This is a genomic window from Micromonospora sp. WMMD812, from assembly GCF_027497215.1.
GTDB lineage: Bacteria > Actinomycetota > Actinomycetes > Mycobacteriales > Micromonosporaceae > Micromonospora.
The window spans coordinates 6,387,657-6,409,328 of the sequence record NZ_CP114904.1 but is presented as its reverse complement, the minus strand read 5'-3'; the positions used below and the strand labels follow the sequence as shown (position 1 = coordinate 6,409,328).

The 21,672-nt window shown below is 73.8% G+C and carries 19 protein-coding genes; 7 read left to right on the top strand and 12 right to left on the bottom strand.

Annotated elements, in window-relative coordinates:
- Positions 1-82 precede the first annotated feature (82 nt).
- Both O7603_RS29685 and O7603_RS29680 read left to right on the top strand, forming a co-directional pair.
- Entirely contained in the window at positions 83-1,375 is a 1,293-nt protein-coding gene (locus O7603_RS29685; RefSeq protein WP_281573016.1) for a DUF1343 domain-containing protein, read from the top strand.
- Positions 1,376-1,510: 135 nt separating this feature from the next.
- Complete coding sequence (locus O7603_RS29680) at positions 1,511-2,122, top strand: flavoprotein (protein ID WP_281573015.1); 612 nt, start codon at positions 1,511-1,513, stop codon at positions 2,120-2,122.
- Positions 2,123-2,128: 6 nt separating this feature from the next.
- On the opposite strand, the gene proC is transcribed toward O7603_RS29680, so the two are convergent.
- From proC to O7603_RS29660, 4 genes are all read right to left on the bottom strand, one after another.
- Positions 2,129-2,947 (bottom strand): pyrroline-5-carboxylate reductase, encoded by an 819-nt coding sequence (proC, locus tag O7603_RS29675; protein WP_281573014.1) that lies wholly within the window; start codon positions 2,945-2,947, stop codon positions 2,129-2,131.
- 76 nt (positions 2,948-3,023) lie between these two features.
- Complete coding sequence (locus O7603_RS29670; protein WP_281576866.1) at positions 3,024-4,052, bottom strand: 6-phosphofructokinase; 1,029 nt, start codon at positions 4,050-4,052, stop codon at positions 3,024-3,026.
- A 172-nt stretch (positions 4,053-4,224) separates the two neighbouring features.
- Positions 4,225-4,728 carry a pyridoxamine 5'-phosphate oxidase family protein gene (locus tag O7603_RS29665; protein WP_281573013.1) on the bottom strand — a complete coding sequence of 168 codons (504 nt, stop codon included), beginning with the start codon at positions 4,726-4,728 and terminating at the stop codon, positions 4,225-4,227.
- Positions 4,729-4,860: 132 nt separating this feature from the next.
- Positions 4,861-5,358 (bottom strand): polyadenylate-specific 3'-exoribonuclease AS, encoded by a 498-nt coding sequence (locus O7603_RS29660; RefSeq protein ID WP_281576865.1) that lies wholly within the window; start codon positions 5,356-5,358, stop codon positions 4,861-4,863.
- 463 nt (positions 5,359-5,821) lie between these two features.
- On the opposite strand from O7603_RS29660, the gene O7603_RS29655 reads away from it, so the two are divergent.
- A complete protein-coding gene (locus O7603_RS29655) occupies positions 5,822-6,514 on the top strand; it encodes a Crp/Fnr family transcriptional regulator (RefSeq protein WP_281573012.1) in 693 nt (230 codons plus the stop codon).
- Between the two features lie 85 nt (positions 6,515-6,599).
- Here O7603_RS29655 and O7603_RS29650 read toward each other — a convergent pair whose 3' ends face one another.
- The gene (locus O7603_RS29650) at positions 6,600-6,815 is read right to left on the bottom strand and encodes a hypothetical protein (protein WP_281573011.1); all 216 of its coding nucleotides are present in this window, start codon (positions 6,813-6,815) and stop codon (positions 6,600-6,602) included.
- Positions 6,816-6,981: 166 nt separating this feature from the next.
- On the opposite strand from O7603_RS29650, the gene O7603_RS29645 reads away from it, so the two are divergent.
- Positions 6,982-10,602, top strand: coding sequence for an adenylate/guanylate cyclase domain-containing protein (locus O7603_RS29645; RefSeq protein WP_281573010.1), 3,621 nt, complete (start codon positions 6,982-6,984; stop codon positions 10,600-10,602).
- A gap of 133 nt (positions 10,603-10,735) precedes the next feature.
- Here O7603_RS29645 and O7603_RS29640 read toward each other — a convergent pair whose 3' ends face one another.
- Entirely contained in the window at positions 10,736-11,434 is a 699-nt protein-coding gene (locus O7603_RS29640) for a lysophospholipid acyltransferase family protein (protein WP_281573009.1), read from the bottom strand.
- Positions 11,435-11,920: 486 nt separating this feature from the next.
- Here O7603_RS29640 and O7603_RS29635 point away from each other — a divergent pair, with 486 nt between their 5' ends.
- Together O7603_RS29635 and O7603_RS29630 are read left to right on the top strand one after the other, a co-directional pair.
- Entirely contained in the window at positions 11,921-12,763 is an 843-nt protein-coding gene (locus O7603_RS29635; protein ID WP_281573008.1) for a DUF308 domain-containing protein, read from the top strand.
- Positions 12,764-12,947: 184 nt separating this feature from the next.
- Complete coding sequence (locus O7603_RS29630) at positions 12,948-14,435, top strand: trehalose-6-phosphate synthase (protein ID WP_281576864.1); 1,488 nt, start codon at positions 12,948-12,950, stop codon at positions 14,433-14,435.
- Positions 14,436-14,442: 7 nt separating this feature from the next.
- Here the strand turns inward: O7603_RS29630 and O7603_RS29625 are convergent, their stop codons facing one another.
- The 6 genes from O7603_RS29625 to O7603_RS29600 form a co-directional block, all read right to left on the bottom strand.
- Positions 14,443-15,237 (bottom strand): alpha/beta fold hydrolase, encoded by a 795-nt coding sequence (locus O7603_RS29625; RefSeq protein ID WP_281576863.1) that lies wholly within the window; start codon positions 15,235-15,237, stop codon positions 14,443-14,445.
- A gap of 70 nt (positions 15,238-15,307) precedes the next feature.
- Positions 15,308-16,708 (bottom strand): NAD(P)-binding domain-containing protein, encoded by a 1,401-nt coding sequence (locus O7603_RS29620; protein ID WP_281573007.1) that lies wholly within the window; start codon positions 16,706-16,708, stop codon positions 15,308-15,310.
- A 99-nt stretch (positions 16,709-16,807) separates the two neighbouring features.
- Positions 16,808-17,515, bottom strand: coding sequence for an endonuclease/exonuclease/phosphatase family protein (locus O7603_RS29615; RefSeq protein ID WP_281573006.1), 708 nt, complete (start codon positions 17,513-17,515; stop codon positions 16,808-16,810).
- Positions 17,516-17,526: 11 nt separating this feature from the next.
- Positions 17,527-18,474 carry an ROK family glucokinase gene (locus tag O7603_RS29610; protein ID WP_281573005.1) on the bottom strand — a complete coding sequence of 316 codons (948 nt, stop codon included), beginning with the start codon at positions 18,472-18,474 and terminating at the stop codon, positions 17,527-17,529.
- 71 nt (positions 18,475-18,545) lie between these two features.
- Positions 18,546-19,202 (bottom strand): hypothetical protein, encoded by a 657-nt coding sequence (locus tag O7603_RS29605; protein WP_281573004.1) that lies wholly within the window; start codon positions 19,200-19,202, stop codon positions 18,546-18,548.
- Between the two features lie 40 nt (positions 19,203-19,242).
- Positions 19,243-19,698: an SRPBCC family protein gene (locus tag O7603_RS29600; RefSeq protein WP_281573003.1), complete on the bottom strand. Its 456-nt coding sequence runs from the start codon at positions 19,696-19,698 to the stop codon at positions 19,243-19,245.
- Between the two features lie 164 nt (positions 19,699-19,862).
- Here O7603_RS29600 and O7603_RS29595 point away from each other — a divergent pair, with 164 nt between their 5' ends.
- Positions 19,863-21,671: an AMP-dependent synthetase/ligase gene (locus O7603_RS29595; protein ID WP_281573002.1), complete on the top strand. Its 1,809-nt coding sequence runs from the start codon at positions 19,863-19,865 to the stop codon at positions 21,669-21,671.
- Position 21,672: the final 1 nt, after the last annotated feature.

Here is a 21,672-nt window from a genome sequence, read left to right as displayed (position 1 = left end):
CGACCGATGTAGCTAACCTTCCTTGACCGAACATCGAGCTGTAGCTAAGTTTCAGGTCAACCGAAGCGACGGGAGGTCGACCGTGGAGCGCAGACGATTCCTGGCCGGTGCGGGTGCGGTGACGGCGGGCACGCTCGCGGCCGCGGCACCCGGAACGCCCGGCGCGGCGCAGCCCGGGATCCGCCGGGTGGAGACCGGCCTCGACGTGCTCGTGCGCTCCGGGTTCGCGGAGCTCGCCGGGCAGCGGGTCGGGGTCATCTCCAATCCCACCGGCGTGGATCCGGCGTACCGGCACCTGGTCGACCTCATGCACGCCTCCGGCGCGGTGCGGCTCGTCGCGGCGTTCGGCCCCGAGCACGGTTTCCGCGGCTCCGCCCAGGCCGGCGGCAGCGAGGGCACCGGCGTGGACGCGCGAACCGGGATCACCGTCTACGACGCGTACGGCGCCTCGCAGGCCAAGTGGGAGAGCATGTTCGCCCAGGCGGGCGTGGACACGGTGGTCTTCGACATCCAGGACGTGGGCGCCCGGTTCTACACCTACATCTGGACCATGTACACCTCGATGGCCGCCGCCGCCCGGACCGGCAAGCGGTACGTCGTGCTGGACCGGCCGAACCCGATCGGCGGGCGGGCCCGCGGGCCGATGATGACCGCCGCCTACACCTCCGGCGTGGGGCTCAAGGAGATCGTCCAGCAGCACGGCATGACCGTGGGTGAGCTGGCCCGGTACTTCAACGCCGAGTTCCTCCCCGCCGAGGTCGGCGGCCCGGTCGACCTGCACGTCGTGAAGTGTCGACACTGGAGGCGCGACCTGCTGGCCGCCGACACCGACCTGCCCTGGGTGATGCCCAGCCCGAACATGCCCACGCCGGACACCGCGCTGGTCTATCCCGGCACCGGCCTGTTCGAAGGTGTCGCCTCGATGACCGAGGGCCGGGGCACGTGCCGGCCGTTCGAGCTGATCGGCGGCCTGGCCGAGGACTTCGACTACCACTGGTCCGACCGGCTCAACGCCCGTGACCTGCCGGGCGTCGAGTTCCGGGAGGCGTACTTCACGCCCACCTCCGCCGGGCAGAAACCGGCGCTGCTCAACAAGCTCTGCGCCGGGGTCGAGGTGAAGGTGGTGGACCGGGCGGCGTACGACCCGATCCGCACGGCGGTCGCGATGCTGGTCGAGGCGCACCGCTACCCGGCCTTCGCGTGGCGCCAGGACTCCTGGGACGCCGTTCGACCGTACTGGGTGGACAAGCTGACCGGCTCGACCCGGCTGCGCACGATGATCGACGCGGGCGCCGAGGTGGACGACGTGGTCGGCGCCTGGGCCGGGGAGTTGGCGGCGTTCGAGCGGCGCCGCCGGCCGCACCTGCTCTACTAGGGACGGACGTTCGGCTGAGTCGCCACTCAGCCGACGGGTGGCGGGTCGCCGCTGTCCGGCCGGTTGCCCGGAAAACGGCTCGCGTCCCGGCCGGCGTCGATACCCTCGGCTGCGGGACCTGCGATAGGAGCCGCCATGCCCGGGAAGTCACGATCTCCTGTCCTGCACCTCGTCGTCTGCGGCACCGAACCGGCCGCCGAGCTCACACCCTTCATCGCGGCCTGCCAGGAGTTGAGCTGGGAGGTCCACGTCGTCACCACCCCGGACGCGGTCGAGGTGATCGACCGGGACGCCCTGACCGCCCTCACCGACCATCCGATCCGCGAGGACGAGCAGGCCGAAACGCTGCACCCGCTGCCGCCGGCCGAGGCCTACGCCGTCGCGCCGGCGAGCTTCGACCTGGTCAACAAGTGGGCGTACGGGCTCAACGACAACCTGGCCCTGCGGCTGCTCAACGAGGCGACCGCCGTCGGCCTGCCGGTGGTCGCCGTGCCGGCGCCGGACCCGACGCTCGCCCGGCACCCCGCCTTCCTGGAGAACCTGGAGCGGCTGCGGCACTGGGGCGTGACGGTCACCCGACCCACCGACCCGGCCGTCGACGACCCGGCGCCGTGGCACGCCGCCGCGCAGGTCATCTCCGCCTGGACGCGGTTCGCCCGGGTGCCCGCGCAACCGACCGTCGATCGCCCTCCGCTCGCCGAGCCCCTGCGGCGCCGGGTCGACGACCTGGCGATGCAGCCGGGCTGACCGACGTCAGCCGCTCTGGGCGGCCAACTCCCGAGCCCGGTCCCGGGCCGCCTCGAGCGCGGCGAGCAGCGCCGCCCGTACGCCGTGCTTCTCCAGCTCGCGGACGGCGGAGATGGTGGTGCCGGCGGGCGAGGTGACCGCCTCGCGCAGCTTCACCGGGTGCTCGCCGGAGTCGCGCAGCATCACCGCCGAGCCGATCGCGGTCTGCACGATCAGCTCGTGCGCCACCTGCCGGGGCAGCCCGAGCAGGATGCCGGCGTCGATCATCGCCTCGACCAGGAGATAGAAGTACGCCGGCCCGGAGCCGGAGAGCGCGGTCACCGCGTCCTGCTGCGACTCGGGCACCCGAATGGTCACCCCGAGCGGCTTGAACATCTCCTCCGCGAGGGCCAGGTGCGCCCCGGTGGCGTGGGCGCCGGCCGAGATGGCGGTCATCGCCTCGTCGACCAGCGCCGGGGTGTTGGTCATCACCCGGACCACCGGGGTGCCCTCGGGCAGCCGGCGGTTGAAGAAGCTGGTGGGCAGGCCGGCGCAGAGCGAGATCACCAGCTTGTCGGCGGGCACCTTGGGGCCGATCTCGTCGAGCAGCACGGCCGCGTCCTGCGGCTTCACCGCGACGGCCAGCACCTCGGCCTCGTCGACCGCGGCCAGGTTGTCCACCACCCGGACGCCGTAGCGGGTGGCCAGCTCCTCGGCCCGGGCCTGCCGGCGGGCGGTGGCCAGCAGCCGGTCCGCCGGCCAGCCGGAGCGCAGCAGGCCGGAGAGCATCAGCTCACCGATCTTGCCGGCGCCGATCACCGCGACGGTGTGCACCCCGGACGACATCCCCGCCGTACCCCCTCCTCGCCGTGCCCGGCGTCGCGGCGGGCTCTGCGGCCGGCCGCGACGCCGTGGCGGTCGATCAGCTACCGAAGAAGACCTCGGCCTCGGCGTACCGCTCCAGCGGCACGGTCTTCAGCTCGCGGGTGGCCTCGGCCAGCGGCACCCGGACGATGTCCGTGCTCTGCATCGCGACCATCTTGCCCCAGTCGCCCTCGTGCGCCGCGTCGATCGCGTGCAGGCCGAGCCGCGTGGCGAGCACCCGGTCGAACGCGGTCGGGGTGCCGCCGCGCTGGATGTGGCCGAGCACGACCGTGCGGGCCTCCTTGCCGGTCTTGGCCTCCAGCTGCTCGGCCAGCCACTGGCCGATGCCGCCCAGCCGGACGTGACCGAACGCGTCCAGCTCCTGGTTCTGCAGGACCATCTGGCCCGCCAGCGGCTGCGCGCCCTCGGCGACGACCACGATCGGGGCGTACTGGTGCTGGAAGCGCTTCTCGACGTAACCGGCGACCTGCTCGACGTCGAACGCCCGCTCGGGCAGCAGGATCACGTTGGCGCCACCGGCGAGGCCGGCGTGCAGGGCGATCCAGCCGGCGTGCCGGCCCATGACCTCGACGACCAGGGTGCGGTGGTGGCTCTCCGCGGTGGTGTGCAGCCGGTCGATCGCCTCCATGGCGATGTTGACGGCGGTGTCGAAGCCGAAGGTGTAGTCGGTGGCGCCGAGGTCGTTGTCGATTGTCTTCGGCACGCCGATGACGTGGACGCCCAGCTCGTAGAGCTTGGTGGCGACGCCGAGGGTGTCCTCGCCGCCGATCGCGATCAACGCGTCCACGCCCTGCTCGCCGAGGTTGTCCTTGATCCGCTCGACGCCATTCTCGATCTTGAACGGGTTGGTCCGGGACGAGCCGAGGATGGTGCCGCCGCGCGGCAGGATGCCGCGGACCTCGGCGATGCCCAGCGGCTTGGACAGGCCCTCCAGCGGGCCCTTCCAGCCGTCCCGGAAGCCCACGAACTCGTGACCGTAAGTGGCGACGCCCTTGCGGACGACCGCCCGGATGACCGCGTTGAGACCTGGGCAGTCGCCGCCGCCGGTGAGCACGCCGATACGCATGATCTGCTCATCCTCCTGGAGCATCAGGGTGAAGCCCGATATGCCCCAGGATATGTGTCGGATCAGACCATCGGCGCCGTTGCCGGCCCGGGGCGGGCCGTCACTGCGCACTGTAGTCGCCCCGCCTGGGCAGCGACAGCGCGCCCCGGTGCCGTTCACCCGGCGGACACCCTCAGTACGGGACCTCGCGGTTCTCGCCCGGCTCCGGCGGCCGGCCGCTGGCCGCCGCCCGGGCGAAGCCGAGCAGGTTCACCATCGTGCCGCCGGGCGAGTCCCAGTACTCGGCCGAGCTGGCGTGCACCTTGATCAGGGTCAGCCCCCGGGTGTCGGGCCCGTCCGGGAACCAGGTCCGCAGCAGGGGGCGCCACAGCCGCTCGGCCCGCGCCCGGTCGTACGCCTCGGTGGCGGTGCCGGAGACCGAGACCCAGGCGTGGCGACGCTGGTCGGAGAATGCGACGTTGATGTCCGGATTGACCCGGATCTGGCGGACCTTCGCCGAGTCGGCGTACGCGAAGAACCACAGATCACCGTCGAACTCCGCCTCCTGGAGGCCCATCGGCCGGCTCACCTGGCGGCCGTCCAGGGCGATGGTGGTCAGCATGCAGATCCCCGCCTCCCGGATCAGCTCGGTGACCCGGCGGCGGGCCTCGGCGACGCTGGACGGCTCATGGCTCACGGCGGTCTCCCTCGCTCGGCTCCGCGCGGCTCGTCGGAGGCGGTGCCCGGGACAGAACCGGTCAAACCTACGGGACGACGTCTTTCCCGACGTCGCCCGTCGCGCCGGGAACCGCGCCTTGGCCGGCGCCGCTCAGCGGGCGGTCATCGCCCGCCAGCGGGCCAGGTTGTGCCGCGCGTCGACCAGCGCGTCGTGCCGTGCCGCCTCGGCGTCGGGCAGCGGCGGGCGGCCCCGGTCGTCCCAGAGCTGACGCAGCTCCTTGGTGAACCGCGGGATCTCCCGGGGCAGCGCCGGCATCGCCCCCCACAGCTGCGCCAACACCACGTGGTCGTACGCGGCGTACCACGCCCAGAGCTCGATCTGCTCGCCCGGGCGGTCCCGGACCGGCTCGACCAGGAAGTCGTACAGCTCGTCCCGGATGCGCGCGCGGGAGCGCCAGGCCCGGTCGGCCGGCGAGGGGAGCCGGTCCAGCACGTTGCGGCGTACCCAGGGGATCGCGCGGGAGTCGTCGAACTCGGTGGAGACCGCGTAGAACTCGCGGCCGTTCTCGTCGACCACGCCGATCGAGACGAGGTCGACGATCTGGCCGTCCTCGATGAACTCGCAGTCGTAGAAGTAGCGGTAGACCATCACCCGCCATCCTCGCCCACCGCCGGGCCGCCCCGGTCGCCGGGGCCCCGGGCGGCGCCCCGCGACCGGGTGCAGGCGGTGGTCCTGGCCTGCGCGAGCGGGCTGGTCGTTCCCGCCCCGGCCCCGCGGGTGGCGCCTTTCACAGGTGGCCCCCGCCGGCCGGCCCCCCGCCGTGGCCGGCCGGCGACACGGGATGGTCCGATCCCGCCCCGGGCCGGCCACGGCCGGACCCACCCGTCCCGTCCCCAGGCCCCTTCGGATGGATCCGCACCTCACGGTGCCGTTCCCCGCGGCTCGGGAGTGTCACGGAAGTGATTTGAGGGGTGTACAGCAAGCGACAAGCCCGTCATGATCTGATGTGTACCGCTACCGGACGCCTAACCGGTGTCAATTCACCCAGTCAGGGGCCGTCAGGTTCACCCGGTGTGCGAGTTGTGGTCCTTGACCGGGGAGGGGTTGGGCCGTGGAGGTTCGCCTGCCGGAGCCGGGTGACGCGCTCACGGGCGTGGAGATGTTCGCCGGGCTCGAGCCGGAGGTGCGGCAGCGCGTGATCGCCGCCGCCGTGCCGCGCACGTACCGCAAGGGCCAACTGCTGTTCGTGGAGAACGACCCGGGCGAGTCGTTGATCGTGCTGCGCCGGGGCGCGGTCGCGGTCTTCCGCACCGCCCCGACCGGCGAGCGGGCCGTGCTCTCGGTGATCCGCCCGCCCGACGTGCTGGGCGAGGTCTCCCTGCTGGACGCCTCCACCCGGTCCGCGTCCGCCGAGGCAATCGAGGACTGCACCGCCCTGGCGCTGTCCCGGGGCGCCTTCATGGAGCTGGTGCACTCCAACCCGCGCATCCTCGACGCGGTGATGCGCTCGCTCGGCGGGCTGATCCGCCGGCTCACCGAGCAGAACGCCGACCACGTCTTCCTCGACCTGCCCGGCCGGGTGGCCAAGACCCTGGTCCGGCTGGCCGGCGAAAGCCAGGCGCCGATGATCACCATCGAGCTGAACCAGAGCCAGCTGGCGGAGATGGCCGGCGGCTCCCGGCAGAGCGTCAACCAGGCGATCGGCTCGTTCGCCAGCCGCGGCTGGCTGCGCACCGAGGGGCGCCGGATCGTGGTGACCGACGTGGCCGCGCTGCGCCGCCGCGCCGGGATGAACGACCGCTGACCCCGGCCCACGGGCTCGGCACATGCGAACGGCCGGGGCCTCGTGCCGGCCCCGGCCGCCTCGTCACGGCGTCACCGCCGGCGGGTCACCTGCCCGCGCTGCCCGGCCCGGCCCACTTCTCCGGGCTGCCCGGCCCGGCCCACTTGTCGGGGCCGTCCGCGCCACCGACCACCGGCTCGCTGACGATCCCGTCGGCCTGGAGGGCGGCGAGCGTGGCCGCGTCGACGTCGACCGACTCCCCCGCGGAGTGGCTGACCCCGTTGCCGTCGGTCCAGTCGCTCTCCAGCTTGACGTACACCATTGACCTGACCCCCTTCGGTCCCTGATCGACATTCGGCTGCCTGACTGTAGCCCCGCGGGCCGCTCGGACGACTGTCCACAAGCCAACAGCCCGGTACCTGACAGGCGCACCGGCGGCGATACTCGCTTCCGACGGCGTCGCCCCGGCGCCGGCGGCCGGCCGAGCAGTGGAGGGTGTCATCGCCGCGCAGTGTGACCGCTGTGGACGCACCGCCTCCGGCGGCGACCGCTTCTGCGGTGGCTGCGGGGCCGAGCTCGGTGCGGTCTGCCCGCACTGCCTGCGCCCGCTCGCCGCCGACGTGGCCTTCTGCACCTCGTGCGGCGCGCCCCGCCCGGGCACCGACCGTCCGCGGGTCACCCCCCAGGAGGACCGGCGGCGGGTCAGTGTGCTCTTCGTCGACCTCATCGACTTCACCCCGTACGTCGAACGGGCCGACCCGGAGCTGGTCCGCGGAATGCAGACGGGCTTCTTCTCGGCCGCCCGCCGGGTCGTCGGCCAGTACGGCGGGGTGGTCGAGAAGTACATCGGCGACGCGGTGATGGCGCTGTTCGGAGCGCCGGTGGCCACCGAGACCGACGCGCTGCGGTGCGTACGGGCCGGGCTGGAGCTGCAACGGGTGCTCACCCGCTACACCCCCACCGGCGCGACCGAGCTGCGTTTCCGGGTCGGAGTGGCGACCGGCGAGGCGCTCGTCGACGTGGCCGCCGCCCGTGACGGCGGGCAGGCGATCGTGGCTGGCGACGTGGTCAACACCGCCTCCCGGATGCAGTCGGTGGCGCCGCCGGGCGGCGTGCTGGTCTGCGGCACCACCCACACGCTGACCCGGGACGCCATCCGCTACCAGGAGCAGCCGGCGGTCACCCTGCGGGGGCGCTCCACGCCGACCGAGGTCTGGCTCGCCCTGTCCCCGCTGCGCCGGCAGCCCACCGACCGCGAACCGGACACCACCCCGCTGATCGACCGCGAACACGAGCTGGGCCTGCTGGTCAACGCGCTGCACCGCTCGCTGCGCGACCGGCGGCCGCAGGTGGTGACCGTCTTCGGCCGGGCCGGCATCGGCAAGAGCCGGCTGGTCCGCGAGCTCTACCGGCACGCCGGGCGGCTGGTCGACGAGCCGCTGACCTGGCGTACCGGGCGCTGCCCGCCGTTCGGCGAGAACGTCACGTTCGCCGCGCTCGCCGACATCGTCAAGGCCGAGGCCGGCATCCTGGACACCGATCCGGCGTCCGGCGCGGCGCAGCGCCTCACCGGGGCGGTGGCCGAGCTGGTGGGCCCCGGCGAGCGGGACCGGGTGGTGGACGCGCTGCGCCCGCTGGTGGGCCTGCCCGGCACGCCGATGCCGGCCGAGGAGGCGGAGTCGGCCTGGCGGCGCTTCCTGCTGGCGCTGGCCGCGCGCCGGCCCACCGTGCTGGTCTTCGAGGACCTGCACTGGGCCGACGACGAGATGCTGCGCTTCGTGGAGCTGCTCGGCGCCTCGGCCCGGGACGTGCCGCTGCTGCTGCTCTGCACCGCCCGCCCGGAACTGGTCGACCGCGACCCGAGCTGGGCCGGCACCATCACCGGTTCGGTCACCATCACCCTGCCGCCGCTGCGGGACACCGGCATCGCCTCGCTCTACGCCCACATGTTCGGCCAGGCGGCGTTCTCCGCCGACCTGCTCAACCCCCTCATCGAGGTGGCCGGCGGCAATCCGCTCTACGCCCACGAGTACGTGCGGATGCTCATCGAGCAGGGCGCGCTGCGCCAGTCCGGCCGGGGCTGGTCCCTGGAACGGCACCTGGACCTGCCGATGCCGGAGAGCGTCCACGCGGTCATCGCCAACCGGGTCGACCTGCTCGACGCCCCGGACCGGGCGGTGCTGCTGGCCGCCTCGGTGGTCGGCGTGCAGTTCTGGCCCGGCGCGGTGGCCGCCGCGCTCGGGCAGCCCGTCGAGGCGGTGGAGCGCTCGCTGCGCCGGCTGGAGCAGCGCGACTTCGTCCACGAGCAGGCCGCCTCGACCATGGCCGGGCAGCCGGAGTTCCGGTTCCGTCACGTCCTGGTCCGCGACGTCTGCTACCAGCGGCTGCCGCGTACCGAGCGGGTGGCCCGGCACGAGCGGACGGCGGACTGGCTGGACGCGCTGTCCCGCAGCCGGGACACCGACCTGGCCGAGGTGCTGGCCCACCACCGGTGGGCGGCGCACGAGATCGCCCGCACCCTGGGGCTGGAGACCCGCCGCTACGCGGCCGCCGCCCGGCACGCGCTGCACCGGGCCGCCCGCCGGGCGTACGCCCTGCACGGGCTGGACGCGGCGGCCAGCCACGCCGGCCGCGCCCTCGGCCTGGCCGACGACTCCGACCCCGTGGACCGGCTCCAGCTGGAGCTGTTGAGCACGGAGATCTCGTTCTACCGGGACGGCAACGCCTTCCTCTCCAGCGGTGGCCCGGAGCAGGTGCAGGCGCTGGCCGACCGGCTGGCCGCGCTCGGCGACGACGCCTGCGCGGCCCGGGCCTGGACGCTGCTCGGCCAGGCCGCCTGGCTGCGCGCCGATCGGGGCGCGGCGCTGGTCTGCCTCGACCGCGCGGTGGGGCTGTTCGAGCCGCTGCCGGACAGCGCCCAGAAGGCCGACGCCTACGCCGAGCTGGGCCGGCTGCACATGCTCAACTACGAGCGGGACCCGGCGATCTCCGCGGCGGACACCGCCGCGGAGATCGGCGAACGGCTGGGACTGACCGAGACCCGCACCAACGCCCGGATCACCGCGGCCACCGCCCGCTACCAGGCCGGCGACCGGGCGGGGCTGGACGAGCTGCACGCGATCGTCGAGTTCAGCCGGGCCGGTCAACTGCTCGCCCTGCCCCGGGCGACGCAGAACCTCGCCTTCGCGATCCGCGAGGAGGGCGACTGGCTCCGCTCGGACGCCCTGCTCTCCGCGGCACCGGCCCGTACGGCCAGCGGGCAGACACTGACCACCAGTTACTCCGCCGAGGCGATGCGGGCCTGGTTCGAGGGGGACTTCGACCGGCTGCTCACCGCCGCCGAGGCGTTCGTGGACACGCCGACCGGCAGCTGGGACATGCAGGTCCGCGGCCTGCGCTCGTGCCTGCTGGTGCTGCGCGGCCACCCGGTGCCGGCGGTCGGCGAGCCGGCCCGGCCGTCGGTCGGATCCGGCGGGCCGCTCCGCGACGCCGCCGCCGGCCCGGTGCTGCCGCACGAGACCGCCGGGCCGCGGGACGACGTCTCCGCCGCGCTGGACACGGCGCGCGGCAGCGGGTTCCACCGGCTGCACTGGACGATGCTCGGCATGGCCGCGCTCTGCCGGGCCTTGCAGGGCCGCGGGGCCGAGGCTGCCGAGCTGATCGGCGAGCTGGACCTGTCCTGGTCGGCGGTGCCGGCACTGGCCAGCGGGGAGTGGATCGCGGCGGCGGCGCACGCGGCCAGCCTCGCCGGCCGGGAGCCGGCGGTGCGTGTGCGCGCCATGCTCGACCGGGTCAGTCACCGTACGCCCTGGTCGGAGGCGGCGCTGCGGACGGTGACGGCGGCGATCGCCGCCGCGGACGGCGACCATCGGCGGGCCGCGGCCCTGCACCTGGCCGGTGGCGAGGTCTACGGCCGGATCCCGGACGTCTCCGACCGGGTCCTGGCGCTCGCGTTCGCCGCGGCCGAGTTCGAGCGGGCCGGCGACCGGATCGCGGCGCAGGCCTCGCGGACCGAGGTCCAGGAGTTCGCCGCCCGCAACGAGGCGCCCGGCCTGCTCGTCCTCGCCGGCCTACCCACCGCCCCCGCCGACCCAGCCCTGGCCTCCTGACCCTTCCCTCCCCCACGCTCGCGTGCCCCGCGATCTTGCACTTTCTGCCCCGGCAAAAGCCGTGAATGCCGCACAACAGGGGCCGAAACTGCAAGATCGCGGATCTGGGGCGGGGGGTGCCCGGGGGGGTGGGTCAGGCGGGGATGGGGGTCGGGGTGGCGGGTTGGTTCTTGAGCTTCTGGGCGTAGACGTCGACGTACTCGCGACCGGAGAGCTCCATCAGCTCGTACATGATCTCGTCGGTGACCGCACGCTCGACGAACCGGTCGCCGGCCAGGCCGCGGTAGCGGGCGAAGTCCAGCGGCGCCCCGAACCGGATCCGGAACCGGGCGATCTTCGGGATCAGCTTGCCGGGAGGCTGGATCTCGTCGGCGTTGAGCATCACCACCGGGACCACCGGCGCGCCGCTCTCCAGGGCCAGCCGGGCCACGCCGGTCTTGCCGCGGTAGAGCCGGCCGTCCGGGGAGCGCGTGCCCTCCGGATAGATGCCGGCGATGCCGCCGGCCCGCAGCACCTGCAACTGGGTGTCCAGCGCGGCGCGGGCGGCCCTGCCGCCGGACCGGTCCACCGGGATGGTGCCGCTGCCGACGAAGAACATCTTGGTCAGCCAGCCCTTGATCCCCTTGCCGGTGAAGTACTCGGCCTTCGCGACGAAGGTGACCCTCCGCCGGACCATCAACGGCGTGAAGATCGAGTCGGAGAAGGACAGGTGGTTGCTGGCCAGGATGACCGGACCGGACTCCGGTACATGGTGCAGCCCCTCGACCTGCGGTCGGAAGATCAGCCTCAGCAGCGGGCCGAGCAGGACGTACTTCATCAGCCAGTAGAACACCGGCGTCCTTTCCCAGTGGCGGTCGCGACAGCACCAGTCGACCCGCGCCGCGAACGGCGCCGTCGTCGCGGACGAGCCTACGAATTGGGAGGCGCCCGCCACAACGGACGGCCGGCTCCACCACGGATCATCCGCTCGACCCGGCGCCCGCGCTCCGTCCCGTACGCCGGGCAGTCAGCGCGCCTGCCTCCACAGCGCCGCGCGGTCGTACCGTGCCGACCGGTCGCCCGGCGAAGCCGGCGTGGATCAGCTCGGGCAGCACCCCCACCTGCCGAGATGTGTCAGTTACCGGTCGCCTGACGCTCTCCGCACAAACGGACATACGACACCCGCCGCGACCAGCGGCACGGCCGCTGACTTTGGAAGACGCGACACAACGCACTCCCGGAACCAGGCCCTGACGTGTCACGATTCAGAGCACGGCGTGCGTGTCACGCCACGGGGGACGGGGTGGCCGCGCCACAGGCGCGTGGAGGAGGGTGTCCGGTGTCAGCGGGTGGGGCCCGCCGGGGGCGGCGGGACAACGGGCTCGACGCGAGCGAGTACGCCGTCGCCGGCGACGTGGATCCGCGCGTCGGCGAACACCTGCTCGACGTGCTGGCCGCCGGGGGCATCGCCGCGTACCTCCAGCCGTCGGCCGATCTGAACCCGGTCACCCGCACCACCACCGTGCCGGCCCGACCGGTCGACCGGCTCTACGTCGACCGCTCCCACCTGACCACCGCCCGCGACTACCTCACGCAGCTCGCCGACGAGGGCGCCCCGGAGCAGTCGCGCGCCGACGAGCCGGACATCGAGGCCGAGTGGGCCAAGATCGTGGCCGGCTTCCACGCCACCCCGACCGCGGGCGACAACCCCTGGCCCGCGGCGGAGGACGTCGACGACCCGGCCGAGCCGACCGGCGGCCCGCTGGCCCGGGCCGGCACCGACGACGCCGCGCCGACCGCCACCGACGTGCGCCGCCTCCCCTACGCGGCCGATCTCTCCGGCATCTCCGTGGGGCGCACGGACCGGCCCGACGAGCCGTCGCTGCTCGACGGGCTGGACACCTTCGGCGCCGAGCTGCCCGACGACGAGGACGACGACGAGCGCTACACCCCGCCCCCGCCGCCACCGCTGCCCCGGGTGTCCAAGTACGCGGCGGTGGGCGTGCTCGCCGTGGTGGTCGGCTTCGTGCTCTTCCTCTTCCCGTCGCTGCTGCCGGTGGACCGCTCGGTGGTCACCCTGCTCGGCTTCACCGGCATCCTCGCCGGCTTCGTCACGCTGATCTGGCGGCTGCGCCCCGGCGACGAGGACGACCGCGACCCGGACGACGGCGCCGTCGTCTGAGCCCGTCGCGCCCCGCCACCGGTGGGTCACCGACCGCATACCGGGACGGCGGACGGCACGCCGCGGACGTGACAGTGGTGTAACTTACGGTCAGTAGGAATACCGCCGTACGTCACTTCCCCCGCTGACTGACCGGTTGTTCCTGGCTCGTGGCGGTCAGTCTCTGCTGATCGGAATGCCCGAGATGCGACAGAGTTCTCTCGTGGTGGTCGCCAACCGCCTCCCCATCGACGACAGCGTGGCGCTGGACGGCGCCTGCGAATGGCGGCGCAGCCCCGGCGGCCTGGTGAGCGCCCTGCACCCGCTGCTGCGGCACACCCCGGCGACCTGGGTCGGCTGGGCCGGCGGCACCGGCCGAGCCCCCGCCCTGCCCGACGTGGACGGCGTCCGCATGCGCGCCGTGCCGCTCAGCCAGGACGACCTGCGCGACCACTACGAGGGGTTCGCCAACGCGACCCTCTGGCCGCTCTACCACGACGCGGTCGAGCAACCGCAGCACCACCGGCGCTGGTGGGAGGGGTACCAGCGGGTCAACCAGCGGTTCGCCGAGGCGACGGCGGAGGTCGCCGAGCCCAGCGCGGTCGTCTGGGTGCAGGACTACCACCTGCACCTCGTGCCGGGCATGCTCCGCGCGCTCCGTCCGGACCTGCGGATCGGCTTCTTCCTGCACGTGCCGTTCCCGCCGCCGGAGCTGTTCATGCAGCTGCCCCGCCGGGCCGAGCTGCTGCGCGGCATGCTCGGCGCCGACCTGGTCGGGTTCCAGCGCGCGCAGGCCGCGCACAACTTCGCGCAGCTGGTGACGAAGGTGCTGAACCTGCCGGCGACCGACCGGCGGATCGGCATCGACGACCGGGTCGTGCGCATCGGCGCGTTCCCGGTCTCCATCGACACCGCCGAGATGGCCGCGCTGGCCGCCCGGCCCGACGTGGCCGCCCGCGCCCGCCGGCTGCGGCAGGACCTCGGAAGTCCCGAGCACGTCCTGCTCAGCGTCGACCGGATGGACTACACCAAGGGCATCGAGCAGCGGCTCAAGGCGTACAGCGAGCTGCTGGTCAGCGGGCACGTCAAGGTACGCGACACGGTGCTGGTGCAGGTCGCCGTGCCGAGCCGCGAACGGGTGGGCCAGTACCAGATCCTGCGGGAGCGGGTGGAGCGTGAGGTGGGCCGGATCAACGGCGAGTTCGGCCGGGTCGGCGAGCCGGCCATCCACTACCTGACCCAGCCGTTCGACCGGGCCGAGCTGGCCGCCCTCTACCGGGTCGCCGACGTGATGGCGGTGACCCCGCTGCGAGACGGGATGAACCTGGTGGCCAAGGAGTACGTGGCCGCCCGGGTCGACGACGCCGGCGCGTTGCTCCTCAGCGAGTTCGCCGGCGCGGCCGCCGAGCTGTCCGACGCGTACCTGGTGAACCCGCACGACCTGGAGGGGTTGAAGCAGGGCCTGCTGGCCGCGTTGCACGCCGCCCCGGCCGACGTCACCGCGCGGATGCGGGCCATGCGGGCACACCTGCACCAGCACGACATCCGGGCCTGGGCCCGCTCGTACCTCAGCGCGCTCGACGAGAGCGGCGCGCTGGTCGACCGCCTGACCAGCGCCGGCGACGGCGGGCCCGCCCTGCCCTCCCAGCCGGGCCGCGCCGGCGCGCCGGCCGACCGCACCCGGAACCCCTGACCGGCGCTCAGCGCGGGGTCGACTCTTTCTCCAGCCAGTCGAGCAGGGCGTCGATCGGCTCCCGCCAGCGCGCGTCGAGCATCAGGTCGTGCCCCATCCCCGGAAAGAGCAGCGGCGCCGAGCCGTACCGGCGGGCCACCCGGTTCAAGGCACCGGCCGGCACCACCCGGTCGTCCGGGCTGCCCAGCACCAGGACCGGCGGCTGGCCGACCGCCGGCTCCGGGTCGGTCCGGGTCATCAGCTGCCACTGGGCCCGCCGGGCCGCCCGCCCCAGCCGGGCGGCGTGCCGCCGGGCGTCGGCGTCGGGCAGCTCACGGCTGAACAGCTGGCCGCGGCTGAGCCGCAGCCGCCCGCCGACCAGCGCCGGCAGGGTGCCGGCCGGATTGCGGCGCAGCGCCGCGCCCAGCGTCCCCCAGCCGCCGAAGACGGGCGCGACCAGCGCCGCCGCCCGGGCCGGGTAGCGGGCCAGCGCGTGCGCCACCACCAGGGCCCCGGCGCCGTGCCCCACCAGCACCGCCTGGCGCGGCAGACCCGCGGCCACCTGCACCACGTCATGGACGTACGCCCGTAGCGACGCCTCCGGCGCCGGCTCGCTGCCGCCGTGCCCACGCAGGCTCACCGCGTGCGCCGCGAACCCCCGGGACGCGGCGTGCCCGAGCCAGTGCTCGGCGAAAGCCCACGCGCCGTGACCGAAGCCCGGCACGAAGAGCAGCGGCGGGCGCCCCTCCTCAAGCTCCGGCGTGGCGCTGAGCACCTCACGCCGGACCGGCCGGACCGGCCGCGCCCACTCCTGCCCCCGCATGATCCGCACGTTGCTCACCTGACTCGTCCTTCGTTCGCGACTGCGGGGCTCGCAAGCTCACTCCTCGCGCTCACTTGCCCTCCAGGGAGTCGAGGGCGCGCTGGACGGCGCGCAGGTAGTCGGCGTGGCCCACCTCGAACCAGTGCCGGCTGCTGTCCTTCACCTGACCCGAGTAGCGCTCCCCCGCCCGGGCCTGCGTCGCCGCGGCGAACGCGGCCGCCCGCTCCGGCCGGGTCCGGCGCGCCTGGAGCAGTCGGGCGAAGAGCACCGACTGCCAGTGCGACAGGGTGAACACGCCGGAGTCCGGCTGGAGGAGGCCGACCACGGCCAGCGTCGGGTGGCCCGCCGCGAACGCGTTGAGCCAGAGCGTCGGTCGGCCGGTGCCGCCGTCGTCGCCGAGCACCTTCGGGTCGAGGAACTCGAACCGCGGCAGGTAGCCGGTGGCGAAGACGACCAGCTCCGGCTCGATCTGCCGGCCGTCGGTCAGCTCCACCCCGTACGGGCCGAAGCGGGCGACGTCCGGCACCGGGGTGATCGCCCCGTGCCCGACGTGGTAGACGAGCTGGCTGTTCGCGATCGGGTGCGTCTCGTAGACCCGGTGGTCCGGCTTCGGCAGCCCGAACCGGGTCAGGTCGCCGACGGTGAGCCGCAACGTCCAGTGGTAGAGCCACTGCCGCACCCGTAGCGGTACGCGCAGGTCGAGCAGGGCGTCGTTGACCTGGTCGGCCGGACGGCCGAGGACGTACTTCGGGGCGTACCAGTAGCCGCGCCGGGTGGAGTGCCAGCAGTGCGACGCCTGCTGGGCGGCCTCCACCGCGATGTCGCAGCCGGTGTTGCCCGCACCCACCACCAGCACCCGCTTGCCGCGCAGCTGGGCCGGGTCCTTGTAGGACGAGGCGTGCATGATCTCGCCGCGGTACTCCGCCAGCCCCTCGTAACGAGGCAGCTTCGGCGACCAGTTGTGCCCGTTGGCGACGACCACCGCCGCGTAGCGCGAGGTGCGCTCCGGCCCGTAGCCGCCGGTGCTGCGGGTGGTGACGTCCCAGCGGTCTCCCTCGACCGGCTCGACCCGGATGACCTCGGTGCCGAACCAGATGTGCGAGCGCAGGTCGAAGTGTTCGGCGTACCGCTCGAAGTAGGCCAGCAGCTGGCTGTGGTGCGGGTAGTCGGGCCAGGAGTCGGGCATCGGGAAGTCGGGGAACTGGGTGAACGGCCGCGACGAGATCAGGTGCGTGCTGGCGTAGACCGGGCTGCGGTCGTGCCGCCAGTTCCACGCACCGCCCACGCCGGTCTCCCGCTCGTAGCAGTCGACGCCGAAGCCGTGCTCCTTGAGATTCTTCACGGCGCTCAGGCCACTGGCCCCGGCGCCGATGACGCAGACCGTGTCGCCCCGGTCGGAGACCGGGCGGCCGTCGCCGCTCCGGGCCATCGTGGCCGCCTGGGGGTCGGGCCGGTCGGTGGAGGTGGACACCGGGATATCTCCTTTTGTGCGGCACGGATGCCGGGTCGCCGCGAAATCCTCTCCACATCAGAGCCGGTTGTCCAGCCCTCCGGGTCCGCGGCGTGGGGGTCAGTCGGTGACCGGCAGCAGCAGGTCGACCAGGACCGGAAAGTGGTCGCTGGCCCGGCGGGTCTGCGGCGTGTCGACCACGTCGTAGTCGACGACCGTGACCCGCGGGTCGACGAAGAGCGTGTCGATCCGGCGCCGGGGGTCGGCGCACGAGTAGGTGAGCCGGTCGGCCCGGTCCGCCGCGACCGCCGTGTCGGTCAGCCCCCGGGCCACGGTTGCCCAGGCCGGGCCGTCCGGCCCCTCGTTGAGGTCGGCCCCGGCCACCACCGGGGTGGTGACGGCGTCCAGCTCCCGCTTGAACAGGGCGGCTTGCGCGGGGCGCTCGACGGGGTCGGTGGACAGGTGCGACCCGGCGACCGTGAACCGGGCGCCGCCGGCGACCGCGCACTCGGCGTACGCGGCGCCCCGCAGGTGCCGGCCGGGGGTGAGCGGGAAGCGCTGGCACCGGGTGCCCAGCACCCGGACCCGCAGGCTGGTGAGCAGCAGGTTGCCCAGCGCGGGCAACCCCCCGGCGGCCACCACCAGCCCGAACGACTCGGCCAGCGCGGCTGACTTCTGCCGCCAGCGCCACCGGCGCGGCCCCTCCTGCACGATCACCACGTCCGGTGCCGCGCCCCGGACCACCGCGGCGAGCGCCGCCGTGTCGTCCCGCTGGCTGTGGATGTTGTACGAGACCACGCGCAGCGGTACGCCCGAACTCCGCGTCACGGGCGCCGGCCTCAGATCCGGCGGGCCAGGTCGGCGGCGCCGATCACGCCGGCACGGTTGCCCAGCTCGGCCGGGCGGATCTCGGCGACCGGGAGCCGGCTGCGCTGGGCGAGCGACTCGGTGAACGACCGGCGGGCCGGGCCCATGAGCAGGTCGCCGGCGTCGATCACGCCGCCGCCGACGACCAGCACCTGCGGGTCGAGGATCTGCGCCATGTCCGCGAGGCTGGTGCCGAGCCACCGCCCGACCTGGGCGAACGCCTCGGCGGAGACCAGGTCGCCGCCCTTGGCCGCGGCGGTCACCATCGGGCCGGTGATCGCCTCGGCCTCCCCGCCGGCGAGCTCCAGCAGGGCGGCGGCCCGCCGCGGTTCCTGGCGGGCCGCGGCGCGGGCGAACCGGACCAGCGCGCTGCCGCTGGCGTACTGCTCGATGCAGCCCAGCCGGCCGCAGCCGCACTGGTGGCCGTCCGGGACGGTCAGCATGTGGCCCAGCTCGGCGGCGATGCCGTGCGCGCCGCGGACCAGCTGGCCGCCGAGCACGATGCCACCGCCGACCCCCGTGCCGATGGTGAACATGATCATCGAATCGTCGGCGTGCCGGGCGGCCCCGTAGCGGAACTCGGCCCAGGCGGCGACGTTGCCGTCGTTCTCCACGATCACCGGCAGGCCGACGGCCTTGCTGACGTAATCCCGCAGCGGCTCGTCGCGCCAGGCGAGGTTGGGGGCGAAGAGCACGGTGGAGCGGCTCGCGTCGATCCAGCCGGCCGCGCCGATGCCGACCGCCTCGATCGCCCGTCCGGCGGCCAGTTCGACGACCAGGTCGGTGATGACGTCCCGGGTCTTGGCGACGTCGTCGGCGGGAGTGTCCCGTCGGGCCTGCACGAGCACCGTGCCGGTGTCGTCGACGACACCGGCGGCCACCTTCGTGCCTCCGACGTCCACTCCGATGGTCAGCGTCACCGCCGCCGCTCCCCTCTGCTGTACTGCCCGGCACGCACCGCCGGGTGGCGGATGCTGCGGGATGTCACTGGTCAGGCCCCGTCGCCTGGTGCGCCCGCGCCCGCGTCGCCGGGCACCCGCGAGGCGGGCACCACGGGTCGGTCGGCGGTCGCCCGGGCGGTCGCCGGCGCGGCCGTCCCGGCCTCCTCGACGGGCGCTCCGGCGGCGGCCGGGGCGCTGGTCTCCTCCGCCCGGGTCGCGGCGGACCAGACGTCCCGCTCCGGCGCCAGCTGAGAATCATGCCCGCTGCGGGTGGCATCGCGCCACACGTGATCGTCGCCGGGGCCGGCGGCAGGGCCGCCCGGGCCCTCCGGAACGTCCTCGGCGGGCGGCGCGGGAGGGTTCGCGGACGCGAACGCGCGCAGCAGACTGGCCACCCCGGCGGCCAGATCCCCGGCTCCGGTGGCGAGTCGCTCGGCGAACTCCGGACTCGGGTCGCGCAACGCGGCGATTCCCCGGCACACCGGGCAGACGCAGCATTCCGGGGTACCGGTGGCGAAAGCGCCACCTCCTCGGGGGGCTGACCCGCCGGAGCCGGCACTGTGACCGAGGACACTGGACGCGATCCCACCGATCGGGCCCCACGGCCCCGCCGCCCGACCGGCGCTCGCCATCCGCGCCGTCGCCAGCAGCGTCGCGACCAGCCGCTCCGCCTCTTCCCGGGCCGAGCCCGGATCCGTTGCCACCATGGTCGACTCCTCTACCGTGGCGGCCGGGCCGCCGGACGCGTCACTGCGTCGCACCGGGTGCTTCTACCCGGCGCTTGAGCTGCTTCAACGCGGTATCCATGATCATTTTCTCGGCCTTGCGGCGGAACATGCCGAGCATCCCCACGGAGAGCTCCACCTCGAGGGTGTAGGTCACCGTGGTCGTGCCGTCCGGGTTGCCGACCAGGTCGTACGACCCGCGCTGCGCCTTCTGCATCTTCGACGGCGCCACCAGGTCCCACTCGATCCGGGACAGGTCCTCCGCGTACGCGTAGGCGAGCACGTACTCGTCGGCCATCACAGCGGCGTCGATGGTGAACCGGACCTGGCTGGCGTACCCGTCCTCGTACTCCTCGACCACCTCGACCCGCCGCATCGCGTCGGTCCACTCCGGGTAGCTCGCGAAATCGCAGATGACCGCCGCCACCCGCTCCGGTGGGGCGCCGATGGTGATCGACTGGGTGGAGGTGTCCGCCATGGGGGGAGGCTACCCGGCGCGCCGCCCGCCGGGCCCGTCCCGCCCCCCGCCACGCCCCGCCGGGCAACCTGCCTACCCGCCCCCGACGGCCGGCCGGGTAGGTTTCGACAGAGCCGACCCGTGGTGGCGGCCGGCCCGGCCAGTGCGAGCACGAGGGAGTGCAGGTGCGCGAGTTCTCCGTCCCGCCGATCGTCACCGTCGGCGACGCGGCCAACCTCACCGATCCGGTCTGGGACAATGCCGAGGTCGCCCCGGAGGCGGTGCAGTTCGTCCGGCCCACCGGGGCCGCCGACGGCCCGGCCTGGGCTGACGTCACCTGCCGGCAGTTCCGCGACGAGGTCGTCGCGGTGGCCCGCGGCCTGGTGGCGGCCGGCGTGCAGCCGGGCGACCGGATCGCGCTGATGAGCCGCACCCGCTACGAGTGGACCCTGGTCGACTACGCCATCTGGGCTGCCGGCGGGATCACCGTGCCGATCTACGAGACCTCAAGCGCCGAGCAGGCCGCCTGGATCCTCGCCGACTCCGGGGCCGTCGCCTGCATGGTGGAGACCAACGCGCACGCCACCCTGCTGGCCGGCGTCCGGGACCGGCTGCCCGAGCTGGGGCAGGTCTGGCAGATCGACCTCGGCGGCGTGGACGACCTGGTCGCGGCGGGTGCGTCGGTCGACCCGACGGAGATCGAGCGGCGCCGGGCGGCACTGCGGTCCGCCGACGTGGCCACGATCATCTACACCAGCGGCACCACCGGCCGGCCCAAGGGCTGCGTGGTCACCCACCGGAACATGTACGCCGACATCGCCAACGCGGTGCCGGTGCTGCCGAACCTGTTCAACCCGGGCGCCTCCACCCTGCTCTTCCTCCCGTTGGCGCACGCCTTCGCCCGGCTCATCCAGATCGGCGTGGTGCACGCGCGGGCGACCATGCGGCACTGCTCGGACACCAAGAACCTGGTCGCCGAGCTGCAGGAGTTCCGCCCCACCTTCGTGCTCTCGGTGCCGCGGGTCTTCGAGAAGGTCTACAACGCGGCCAAGCAGAAGGCCGAAGCCGACGGCAAGGCGGGCATCTTCGCCCGGGCCGAGCAGGTGGCGATCGCGTACAGCGAGGCGCTGGAGACCCCGCGCGGGCCGGGCCTGGCGTTGCGGGCCCAGCACGCGGTCTTCGACAAGCTGGTCTACGGCAAGCTGCGCGCGGCGCTCGGTGGCCGGTGCCGGGACGCGATCTCCGGCGGCGCCCCGCTCGGCGCCCGGCTCGGGCACTTCTTCCGCGGCATCGGAGTGACCGTTCTGGAGGGGTACGGGCTGACCGAGACGGCGCCGGCCGCCGCGGCGAACCTGCCCAGCGGCACCCGGATCGGCACCGTCGGCCGGCCGCTGCCCGGCGTGACCATCCGGATCGACGACGACGGCGAGATCCTCATCGCCGGCGACCTGGTCTTCCAGGGCTACTGGCGCAACGAGGCGGCCACCGCCGAGGTGATCACCGGGGACGGCTGGTTCCGCACCGGCGACCTCGGGCAGCTCGACGACGACGGCTTCCTCAGCATCACCGGCCGGAAGAAGGAGATCATCGTGACGGCCGGCGGCAAGAACGTCGCCCCCGCCGTGCTCGAGGACCAGGTCCGGGCGCATCCGCTGATCAGCCAGTGCGTGGTGGTCGGCGACCGGCAGCCGTTCGTCGCCGCGCTGGTCACGCTCGACGAGGAGGCGCTGCCGCGGTGGCTGGAGTCGGCCGGGCTGCCCGCCGGCAGCCGCGTCGAGGAGCTGCGCGGGCACGAGGGGCTGCGTGCCGAGATCCAGAAGGCCGTCGACCTGGCCAACCAGGCCGTCTCGAAGGCCGAGGCGATCAAGGTGTTCCGGATCCTGCCCCGCGACTTCACCGAGGCGACCGGTGAGCTGACCCCGTCGCTCAAGGTCAAGAGGCAGGTCGTGCACAAGACGTACGCGGCGGAGATCGCCGAGATCTACCGAGGCTGAC

Excerpts from the sequence above, each read along its gene's own strand:
- O7603_RS29605 (WP_281573004.1), bottom strand. The coding sequence starts at position 19,202 with ATGGTGGCAACGGATCCGGGCTCGGCCCGGGAAGAGGCGGAGCGGCTG.
- proC (WP_281573014.1), bottom strand. The coding sequence starts at position 2,947 with ATGTCGTCCGGGGTGCACACCGTCGCGGTGATCGGCGCCGGCAAGATC.
- O7603_RS29660 (WP_281576865.1), bottom strand. The coding sequence starts at position 5,358 with ATGGTCTACCGCTACTTCTACGACTGCGAGTTCATCGAGGACGGCCAG.
- O7603_RS29600 (WP_281573003.1), bottom strand. The coding sequence starts at position 19,698 with ATGGCGGACACCTCCACCCAGTCGATCACCATCGGCGCCCCACCGGAG.
- O7603_RS29625 (WP_281576863.1), bottom strand. The coding sequence starts at position 15,237 with ATGCGGGGGCAGGAGTGGGCGCGGCCGGTCCGGCCGGTCCGGCGTGAG.
- O7603_RS29630 (WP_281576864.1), top strand. The coding sequence starts at position 12,948 with ATGCGACAGAGTTCTCTCGTGGTGGTCGCCAACCGCCTCCCCATCGAC.
- O7603_RS29670 (WP_281576866.1), bottom strand. The coding sequence starts at position 4,052 with ATGCGTATCGGCGTGCTCACCGGCGGCGGCGACTGCCCAGGTCTCAAC.
- O7603_RS29680 (WP_281573015.1), top strand. The coding sequence starts at position 1,511 with ATGCCCGGGAAGTCACGATCTCCTGTCCTGCACCTCGTCGTCTGCGGC.
- O7603_RS29650 (WP_281573011.1), bottom strand. The coding sequence starts at position 6,815 with ATGGTGTACGTCAAGCTGGAGAGCGACTGGACCGACGGCAACGGGGTC.